General features: G+C 59.4%; 12 protein-coding genes. All 12 read left to right on the top strand.

All coding sequences use genetic code 11. From position 1 onward, the window contains the following. The first annotated feature begins 122 nt into the window (after positions 1-122). The 12 genes from VWZ85_RS01905 to VWZ85_RS01960 all read left to right on the top strand — a co-directional run bounded on the left by VWZ85_RS01905 (position 123) and on the right by VWZ85_RS01960 (position 9,644). Positions 123-4,448, top strand: a complete 4,326-nt coding sequence (locus VWZ85_RS01905; RefSeq protein WP_416586844.1) for a tail tape measure protein — start codon at positions 123-125, stop codon at positions 4,446-4,448. Continuing rightward, positions 4,445-5,329, top strand: coding sequence for a hypothetical protein (locus tag VWZ85_RS01910; RefSeq protein WP_416549399.1), 885 nt, complete (start codon positions 4,445-4,447; stop codon positions 5,327-5,329). The genes VWZ85_RS01905 and VWZ85_RS01910 overlap by 4 nt, the downstream gene beginning before the upstream one ends. Beyond that, positions 5,329-5,751, top strand: a complete 423-nt coding sequence (locus VWZ85_RS01915) for a hypothetical protein (RefSeq protein WP_416586847.1) — start codon at positions 5,329-5,331, stop codon at positions 5,749-5,751. Before VWZ85_RS01910 ends, VWZ85_RS01915 begins: the two co-directional genes overlap by 1 nt. 10 nt (positions 5,752-5,761) lie before the next feature. After that, positions 5,762-6,097 (top strand): hypothetical protein, encoded by a 336-nt coding sequence (locus VWZ85_RS01920; RefSeq protein WP_416586850.1) that lies wholly within the window; start codon positions 5,762-5,764, stop codon positions 6,095-6,097. Positions 6,098-6,366: 269 nt separating this feature from the next. Beyond that, positions 6,367-6,930 carry a hypothetical protein gene (locus VWZ85_RS01925; RefSeq protein ID WP_416549401.1) on the top strand — a complete coding sequence of 188 codons (564 nt, stop codon included), beginning with the start codon at positions 6,367-6,369 and terminating at the stop codon, positions 6,928-6,930. A 9-nt stretch (positions 6,931-6,939) separates the two neighbouring features. Next, the gene (locus tag VWZ85_RS01930) at positions 6,940-7,410 is read left to right on the top strand and encodes a hypothetical protein (RefSeq protein ID WP_416586853.1); all 471 of its coding nucleotides are present in this window, start codon (positions 6,940-6,942) and stop codon (positions 7,408-7,410) included. After that, the gene (locus VWZ85_RS01935; protein ID WP_317959896.1) at positions 7,391-7,735 is read left to right on the top strand and encodes a DUF1353 domain-containing protein; all 345 of its coding nucleotides are present in this window, start codon (positions 7,391-7,393) and stop codon (positions 7,733-7,735) included. Before VWZ85_RS01930 ends, VWZ85_RS01935 begins: the two co-directional genes overlap by 20 nt. Positions 7,736-7,738: 3 nt before the next feature. Beyond that, a complete protein-coding gene (locus tag VWZ85_RS01940) occupies positions 7,739-7,942 on the top strand; it encodes a hypothetical protein (RefSeq protein WP_416586856.1) in 204 nt (67 codons plus the stop codon). A gap of 198 nt (positions 7,943-8,140) precedes the next feature. After that, a complete protein-coding gene (locus VWZ85_RS01945) occupies positions 8,141-8,527 on the top strand; it encodes a hypothetical protein (protein ID WP_416586858.1) in 387 nt (128 codons plus the stop codon). Continuing rightward, complete coding sequence (locus VWZ85_RS01950; RefSeq protein ID WP_416586861.1) at positions 8,517-9,194, top strand: TIGR02594 family protein; 678 nt, start codon at positions 8,517-8,519, stop codon at positions 9,192-9,194. Before VWZ85_RS01945 ends, VWZ85_RS01950 begins: the two co-directional genes overlap by 11 nt. Position 9,195: 1 nt before the next feature. After that, positions 9,196-9,408: a hypothetical protein gene (locus tag VWZ85_RS01955; protein WP_416586863.1), complete on the top strand. Its 213-nt coding sequence runs from the start codon at positions 9,196-9,198 to the stop codon at positions 9,406-9,408. Beyond that, entirely contained in the window at positions 9,405-9,644 is a 240-nt protein-coding gene (locus tag VWZ85_RS01960) for a hypothetical protein (protein WP_416586865.1), read from the top strand. Before VWZ85_RS01955 ends, VWZ85_RS01960 begins: the two co-directional genes overlap by 4 nt. The last annotated feature ends 107 nt before the right edge of the window (positions 9,645-9,751 follow it).

Here is a 9,751-nt window from a genome sequence, read left to right on the forward strand (position 1 = left end):
CGCACCAAGTCCAAGCACCGAAAGTGCCAAAATTATTGTTGCTGACCTCACGATAGCCTCTCTCAGAGAAAACCCGCCTAACGCTAGTTGGACGGGTCAGAACACGCAATAGGTTTGTCAATATGGCCATTGAAGTTGGGGCGCTGCGAGCGTCCGCATCACTTGACGCCGCATCGTTTGATGCTGGCGCTAAAAAAGCACGATCAGCCCTCAAAATGTTGGGCGGCGGGTTTGAAGAAACTTCTCGTGATGCTGTGCGATCAGCTGAGGCGATGGCGCGGGCATATGACGTTGGATTTGAAAAAACTGCCACCGCAGCGCAGAAGCAACTTGATGCCCTTCTTGGTGTTGACAAGGCATCGAGGACAGCCTCTGCATCTGCAAAAGCGTGGGTGGGCCAGTTGGATCGGCAATCGCAAGCTTACGACAGGTTGAAAGCATCTATTGACCCAACATATGCGGCCACCAGGCAGCTTGATGCCGCCACTGAAACTTTGAATGCCACCCACAGAGCTGGACTGATCTCCGACAAGGAAAGGGCCAGCACCCTGCAAATGCTCAAAGATCAGATGCAGGGCGTTGGCGGCGCTTCTGCTCGGGCGGGCAAGGGTATGTCGAAATTCGGTCTCGTTGCAAATCAGGTCGGCTTTCAAATCCAAGACGTTTTTGTTTCTGGCCCGATGATTGGTTGGTTTCGCGCAATTTCACAGCAGGCTCCTCAAGCTGCAGGCGCTTTCAGTATGCTCGGCGGTAGCATTGGCACCATACTTCCATGGCTTGGGACAGCGGTGGCGGTTGGTGGGGCGCTGGTGCCAATTTTGTTCGATTTGGGGAGCGCATCGCTTTCGCTGGAAGAAAGATCGAAGCTAAATACCGAGGCTCTCGACAACCTCGTAGGGGCGCTGAATGACTACAGCCGGTACGCTGACGGTGCTCGGGCCAGCACTATGGATCTTGTTGAAGAATTCGGGGCTTTTGCACAAGATGTGAAGGAAACCTACGAATACCTCAGCGGGGTTTCTGTCCGGCGCGCTCTGGATGCTCTTCAGACTGACAACTTTGATCTGTTTGTGGACCTTGGAGAGGCCGCGTCTGCTATTTCTGCGATGGAAGATGCGCTTGATGCGCTCGAGCGGAATACCGCGATGAAGGCCACTTCGGAGCAAATCCAGACGTTTCGCGAGAACTTTGAGAGCTTGGAAGACGATGCCTATGCGGCGTCTCAAGCCGTGGGCTTGCTGCCCGAACAGGTTACACTCATCAAGAAGGGGTTTGACGAGCTACGGGGCGCCCAGAGCTTGGAGGATATCCAGCGTGAGGCGAAGGACGCCTTGGATGTCATCCGCAAATTCTATCCCGAAGGTCAAAAGCTACCCTCGGCGCTGGCGGATGCGGTTGTGCAACTCGAAGCGATCATCACCTCATCAAGTCGCTCTGTAGCCAATACGGAAGAAGCGACTGCACAGGCATATATCTGGGCTGGTGCGATGGCCGGTGTGAATGCAGAGATCCAAGCCATCATGTCCTCGCTATCTGCCATTGGCGGAGGGCTGATTTCAAATGCGGCCAAGCAAGCTGAGGTCGACGCACTTAAGGCGGGCAAGTCTATCCGTAGCGCAGCGATTGAAGCAGAGCGATTTCGGAAAGAGCTGGAATTCGATGCGCGGCGCGAGGGGGCCACATGGCTGGAACGCCAGGCCATTGATGCCGAGCAGTATCAGTTTGAGCATGGCATTGCCTTGGATGCTGTCTTGGACAAAGAGCGCGAGGCCGCACGCAGTCGTGAGCGCAATCTGAAAAAGACGGGGTCGGCAAGCCGCAAAGCCACCAACCAGTTGAAGAAAGAAGCCGATGCGGTACGAGCGTCCCTTGACCCCATGGCCGCCTACAACCGTGAGCTGGCAGAGATGGCCAAGCTGCAGGGGCTTTTGTCCAAAGATGAAATGGCCAAGGCCGTTGCGAATTTGAATGTTGAGCTGGCGGATTCCCTGCCTTTGGTGGGTGATTTGACGGACACTCTGACCGAGGGGCTGTTCAACGGTTTTGAAGGCACGCTCAAAGATATCGGTCAGACCTTCAAAAATTGGTTGATCCAGATGATCAGCACGGCAGCCAAGAACCGGATCATGCTTTCACTTGGGTTCGGCGGGTCGCTTGCTGGAACTGCTGCCTCAGCCGCAGGCGGGCTTGGTGGCGGCGGTGGCATTCTCGGCGGGGGGGGCGGTGGCCTTATCAACCTTGGGGCAAATCTTCTGGGAGGAGGTCAGATCGCGCAGGGCGTCATGTCCGGCCTGGGTGGGATTTTCACGGGCGGAGGCCTTGGATCAAGTTTTGCCAATCTTGGCGGTCTTGTCACCGGGGCGTCCAGCGGTCTAGGGGCGTTAGGGGCAGCGCTACCCGCGCTTGGCATTGTGGCTGGCGGGATCGCTTTGCTTGCCAAGGGGCTATCGCGAGAATACGACGGGCGCGCGGTGCGTGGTTCGCTCGGGCCCAAGGGCTTTGACGGCTTTGAATTTGACTTCTGGGACGGTGGCTTCCTGCGCGGTGATAAGCAGGTCAACCACACGGCTCGGCCCGAGATCCAAAGTATGCTTGACGACGGTGCGCTTGCGGTTCGTAGCAGCGTTGAGGAAATGGCAGCCGCTCTTGGCTTGGCCTCGACAGCTATTGATGACTTCACAGCAGATGGTTTCACGATCTGGCTGACCGGCCCGAATGCAGGGAGTGAAGAACAGATCGCGAAGGCCTTCGAGGATCAGCTGACCCGCCTGGGCGATGGCATGGCGGACCTTGTTTTGGAAACAGAGGATTACGCAAAGGCAGGCGAGGGCGCGTATGACACGCTGACACGACTTGGCGGCTCACTGATCTCGGCCAATGAGGGCTTTGGCCTGCTGAACCAATCACTGTTCGAAGGCAGTCTCAAGGCGGCCGAAAGCGCGTCAGCACTCATGGATGCCTTTGGCGGTGTGGAGCAATTCACTGTCAGTGTCGGCAGCTACTTTGAGCTTATGTTCACCGATGTCGAGCGGCTGGCCAAGCAGCAGCAGTACGCACAGGAGGCGCTGGACGAAGCTGCTGAACAATTGAACCTGACCCTGCCAACAACCCATGAGTCATTTCGCAATTTGGTGGCAGGTCTGGACCGCACGACCGAGGAAGGTCGCGAGGCTTACGTGACGCTGATTGGTCTGTCTGATGAATTTTCGGTTGTCCATGGTACGGCGCAACAGGCAGCAGATGCGCTCAATGGGGTAGGTGATGCCCTCTCACAGGCGGAGGCCGAGGCGCGCAGGCTCAAAGAGCAGAACATCCGTGATGCGCTGGCAGAGCTGACAGGGGCCATAAAAGAGGCTGTCGATGAAATGCAGGGGCGACTAGGCATCATCGGCGATAGGCTCAAACTCCGCCTCAAGCGCCTGCAAATCTCGGTCGGTGCTGAGCGGGATACCATAACCGCCAGCCATACCGCCCTGATGGATCAGTTGGAGGGGCGCCTTGGCACATTGGAGGGCGCGGCAGAGAAATCCCGTCAACTGTTCGAAACCCTGGATGATGCCATCCGCGACCGCCGCCGCATCGATGCGGAAGGGCGCGAGGTGGAGCGCCGCCGCGCACTGATGTATGTGCAAAACGGCGGCTCTGATCCAGATCGCCTGTCTGATGCGCTCAGCGTGCTGGGCGAAGATAATTCTGCTGATTTCTCCAACTATGCCGACTATCTGGCAGACTACTATCGCACCTCAAACATTGTTTCGGAGCGCGGTGACGCGGCGCAGACCGAAATGACAGCTGCTGACATGGCCGTCAGCGCGCTGGAGCAACAGATCACGCTCGCCCAATCGCAGCATGAGGCGGAAATGCAGCGCCTTGACCAAATCCTGGCAGACGGGCAGCGCACTTATGAGCTGGCAATGGGCGAATATATTGCAGCCATCAAAGTCGAAAATGCGGTCACTCAGCTCAATCACACCGCGGAGCGATACACGCTCGTGTCTGAGCGGATCGAAACGCGCATGGAAGAGCTGGAAACCATTCGTCTCAATATGGAGCAGATGGTCGCGGCGACCTTAGATCCATCCGCTGGTCTGCCCAGCATCAGCGAAGGCGTTTTTAACGTCGTCGGCGCCGTGAATGCGCTGGGTGGATCCATTGGACAGATGGCAGCTGGTGTTGCCGCGGTTGCCAGCGCGCAAAAGGAAGCCAATCGCATCGCGCAGATCAAGGCGTTGGAGCGCACTCAGGTTGTCAACAGTCGCCCGGGTGCAGCACGCGCGGCCGGAGAAAACGGCACAATTGGTGGCGCCCTTGAGGCCGTTGGCGAGATCCGGGCCCTGCGTGAAGAGATGGCTGGCTATCTCGGACCAATTTCCAAGGCGACTGGCGCAACTGAACGTTCGCTGAAGCGTGTTGAGCGGGATGGCCTGACCACCAAGGGGGCAGCATGATCATCATCCAGCCTATTGACGTCACCGACGCAAACCTGACCACGGATGTCCCGCTGTCCGAGATCGAATGGACAGCGGGTACCACGCCAGAGGGTGAAGAGCGCCGTATTGGCAATGACCTTTACCGCGCTGTGATCGAGACCGCCGATGATCCTGTCACCGGCGTTGACGCGGATCCGCCAACATGGATCCGCATTGGCGTGGTCAATCGGTTTCAGATGTTTGATGAGTTCTACCACTCGCAGACGGTGCAGGTTGATCAGATTGAGGTGACAATCCAGCCGACTGAGGTCGTGAATTCAGTCACCTTGCTTAACCTCGACGCACTGTCCGCACGGGTGACCGTGGATGATGGGGCAGGCGACAGCCTCTACGACGAAACCAAGAGCCTGTTGGATAACAGCCAGGTGGCCGACTACTGGGAATACTTCTTCTCGCCAATTCTGAAACGGCGGGACGTGACCTTCATTGATCTGCCGTCGTACTCCCAACCTGTCACGATCACCGTAACTGGCGCGGACGGAGCGGAGGTCAGGGTCGGCGGCGCGTTCATCGGGCGTCAGCGCATTATCGGCGAAGCAGTCTATGGCACCCGCCGCGATCTGCTGAACTTTTCCACCAAAGAGCGTGACCAGTTCGGCAGGTTCAACATTGTCTCGCGCAATAAGGCCAAGCTTGTCACTTATGAGGTCGCGGTCGAGACCCGCAACAACGATTACATTGCTGATTTTCTAGAAGATGTCGCCGACGTGCCAGGCATCTACATCGGTGATCCGACGCGCGGCGGCACCATCACCTATGGCTACCCGCGCGATTTCGGCTTTCCGTATGAGACCCCGTCGATTTCCAAACTGTCCCTCGAAGTGGAGAGCGTCACCTGATGTCTGTCACCCAAGTTCCCGCATTCACCAAGGTTCCAAGCCGGTCGGACACTCCGGATACCTTTTCCGCCGACGTTGACATCTTCCTGGGCGAGATCCCGGCCCGCGCGCTTGCCAGCAATCAGCAGGCGCAGGAGGTCAACGCAGCGGCAGAGCAGGTGGCCACACAGGCCGCAGCGGTCGCAGAGGCCAGCGCCGCGTTTGAAAGCGGCGTGAACGCGGATCGCTGGGCCGCTGGCGACTACAGCGACGGCGATGCGGTCTGGTCGCCCACGGATGGGCTGACCTACCGCGCCAAGGCCGATTTCACCTCGGCCATCGATCCTGCCGCAGATCCCGCCAACTGGCACAACCTGAACCCGGTCGCGCAGGCCAAGGACGAAATGGCCCGCCTCGCGCTGGTCTTCGCCGCGAATTTCTAAGGAGAACCCGATGTCGCAATATCCTGTGTCCAAACGCCTCGCGCTCGATGCCATGGCGACGGTCTACACCGTGCCTGCCGGTCGCTATGCGATGGTCTCTCACCTTCAGATCACCCCGATCGATCCGGCCAACGAGGTGGATGTGACAGTCCAGTGGCTGGATGCGTCGGACGGCGACGCGATTACGCAGCTCTGTCAGGATGAAACGATCAAGCCGAACGGTACCGGCCCGATCTATCCGATGGGCGGCACATTGATCCTCAGTGCGGGCGATCAGGTGCAGGCCCAAGCCTCAACCGCAGGTGATGCGGTGCTGAGCTTCAGCGCCCTGGAGTATGATCTCTGATGGGTGGCATGATTGGTACCATGCGCGGGGACCGCATGTTGCGGGCCGGTGGGCGTGGGAAAACTCCGGTTGGCCCATTTCAGTTTGGAGTTCTACCTGGTGCTACCTTCAGCGTAAGCAGCAAGATCTCATCGCTATCCGGTTTGACAGTTTCGCGGGACGGGCTAAACGCCTATGTCGCGGATATATATGACGACACTGTCCACCGGTTCGCCCTCGCAACCGGCTGGGATGTTTCAAGTGCATCTGACCCAAATGATAGCCTGGCTATGTCTAACCGCATCGGCAGTCTGGTTGGGGTTGAGATTTCGCAGGATGGTTCAAAGCTCTACGCCATGGATAGCGGCGTGAATGTTGAACAGTGGAGTCTGTCAACTCCGTTCGACCTTGCGACGGCTTCTTACGACGGGTCTGGTGCAATCATCGGGAACACGGCGCTGCGTATCAGTGGTGACGGCTTTTGGGCTTATGCTGTTTCACAGGGTTCCAGCACTATTCAGCAATACAGTCTGACCACCCAATGGGATATGACAACTGCCCTGGCAGCGGGATCTTTGCTGACCAGCACTGACCCGATTGTTGATGGGCAGCCATACGACATTCAATTCTATGATGACGGTGCCCGCGCCTTGGTTCTGATTGGGACGGAATACACCCTCTATGAATACGTGATCGCCACCCCCTATGACCTCCGCACGGCCAGTGCGACTGGACGTCGATTGCCTGGTATTCGTGAGATCATCAGTGGTCGCAGATTCATGATGAACCCTGCCAGTAAGACCTCAATCTGGGTCAGCGATGGCGTTGAACAGCTCTATCAATTCGATTTCTGAGGTGACGCAATGACCTTTTTTACCAAAAGCGGCAGCTATCCTGCGCCGCTCCCTTTCCGCATTCGTCTGAGCGACGGGCGCAGCCGCACTGATCCGGCCAGCTTCACCGCTGAGGAAATCGCAGATGCTGGTTACATCGCGGCACCGCCGCAGCCTGATCACGACCCGGAAACCCAGCGCCTGACGTGGGACGGGGCCGCTTGGGGCATTGAGGATATCCCGGTGCCGGATCCGGTCTATCAGCCGCTGACCAAGATCGGGTTCATGCGGCTGTGTATGTTTCTTGGCGGCATGACCCCTGACATGCTGGTGGCGGCACGGGATGCGCCAGAGCTGAAAGCGATGTGGATCATTCTGGATATGGCCGAACAGGTGCAACGGGATGATCCCGAGGTAGCGCCGGGGCTGGCGCTGCTTGCTGGATTGGGGCATCTCCCCAATGGCGCGCAGACCGTTCTGGATGGCTGGCCAGCCGCCTGATTGGTGCGCCCGCAGCGGGTCGGGCTATCACACCACCAAAGCAATCGCATGGGAGATCGGAGCCAAAGGGTCCGGTCTCTTTTTGTACGTGCCGCAGGGGTTCTCCTTTGATGTCTCGATCCCCCGCTGGGCCGGGTGGATCTTTGACCGGCACAACCCGCGATATCTGAAAGCCGCCGCGCTGCATGACTACGCCATTCACGTCCTCGGATGGGGCCGGGTCAGCGCGGCCGCACCGTTTTCCGAAGCCCTCCGCGCCGATGGCGTGGGGCGCATCCGCAGGCTGGCAATGGTGCTGGCCGTCACCATCCACAAATGGAGCTGATGAATGGACCTTACAGCGATCATAAAGGAGATCGGTGGCGGGCTTAACGCCGTTGTGATCGCAGCCCTGCTTTACGCCGTCGGCCACCTCTACCGCCGTAACAGCCACCAGACCGACCGCCACCTTGACCGGGAGCGTGAACACAGCGCCGAGCTGGTCGAGACCATCCGCGCAATCGACCGATATAGCAGGGAGCGCGGGCAATGAAGTGGCCGCAGTTCCTGTGTCGGAGTGACGCGAACGCGAAGCAGGCCGCCCTTGCGCGGGCCGAGCTGCGCAATGATCGGCTAAGGCGGGAGGCCGCGCAGCTCCGCAGCGACCTTCTACGCAAAACAATCGAGGCAAGCCGGGGGGCAAAGCAGACAGATGGGTGATTGGGTTTCTTGGGGGGCAGGCGTTGCCCTCATGTTTTACGGCGCGCTGGTGATGTGGGCATATCGTCCGACACGCTGGACCGATCCAGACGCGCCAGGGTGGCTTCAGGCCGCGATCTTCTGCGGGTTCCTCGCAGCCGTCGGGAACACGGCTTTCTGGCAGGTGTTCGGGCAGCCTGCGGTCAAGCTGGGGTGGCTCACTGTCGCGCAGCTGCGCGGGGCTGGTAATTGGCTGGACTTGCTGTTCAAGGGCGGGGCGGCGCTGGCGGCATATCTGCACCTCAAGGCCATGCACAAGTCCCTCAGCGACGAAGAGCAGGCCCGGTGGTCTGTCACGGAAATGGCGTTCTACCCCAACAGGCGGCTGTGCCTGCGGGTGCTGGCCCGGATTACGAGAGGCAGGACAGATGACAGTTGATATCCTTTGGTTGCAAACCCGGCTTTCTCAGCTGGGCTTTGACCCCGGCCCGCATGATGGCCAGCGCGGCCCCCGCACGGACGCCGCGGTTGTTGCATTCAAGCGGTCGATTGGCCTGCGCGCGCGACCCTATGTTGGCCCACTGACCCGCGCGGCGCTGATGCCTGCCGTGCAGGAGCAGTCGCATCTGCCATGGATGGCCGAAGCGGCCAAGGTGCGCGGCCTGCATGAGCAGCGCAACACCGCAGCCCTGCGGCGCTGGTTTGACGCCTCTGTTTCGTGGATCGACCCGCGCGAAATCCCTTGGTGCGGCGCATTCGTTGCGACCTGTCACCGGGCGGCGGATGCAGGCATTGATCTGCCTGGGAACCCGTTGGGCGCCCGCAACTGGCACCCTTGGGGCGATAAGTGCGATCCCGTCTTCGGGGCTACCTTGGTGTTCTGGCGGATCAGCCCGAACCATTGGGCGGGTCACGTCGGGTTCTATCACGGCGAGGACGACACGCATTATCACGTCCTGGGCGGCAATCAGGCGAACGCTGTCACCGTCACCCGGATCGCGAAGCCCCGGCTGCTGTCGGCGCGCTGGCCGATTGGCACCCCGATCACAGGCCGTCGCATTCTCCTGACCCCCGGCGGCACCCCAATTTCCACAAATGAGGCATGACATGAACAAGCTACGAAACCCCAAGGTGCAAGGGCAGCTGCGCCATCTTCTGACAGCCATCGGGCCGGTGCTCTCTGTAATCCTGGCATCAGATGACCCGGCTGCGCTGGTGCGTTCTCTCATCAGCGGCGCGGGCTGGCCTGCCCTGGTCGCCCTGCTGATGGCCGGGATTGGCTTCTGGGCGTCTTGGGTGGCCCCGGAGAAGGGCAAGTGATCTCCGCCCTACTATTCCGCTTCTGGGGCTATCTGGTGGCCGCTGGGGCGTTCCTCGCGGCTATCTGGGCCTATGGGCGGTCCAGAGAGGGAGAGGTACGCAAGGAAACCTACATCGAGACGCTGACAGACAGCGCAAAGCGAAAGGAGGTCGGCCGTGAGGCAGTGGAAGATCTGCGCGGCAATGATCGCGATGATGACATTGAGCAGCTGCGGCGAAACTCTGATCGCTGGTGACGCGGGATGTGGCTCCTACGGGGAGGCTAGGGTGACAATGCCCGATGATCCTGAGGTGCTACCTGATAACTGGCTATCATGGGTGACGCGAACGGATACCCGTATGA

The sequence above is a fragment of the Phaeobacter sp. JH20_29 genome (genome assembly GCF_048056175.1).
In the GTDB taxonomy this organism is placed as follows: Bacteria; Pseudomonadota; Alphaproteobacteria; order Rhodobacterales; family Rhodobacteraceae; genus Phaeobacter; species Phaeobacter bryozoorum.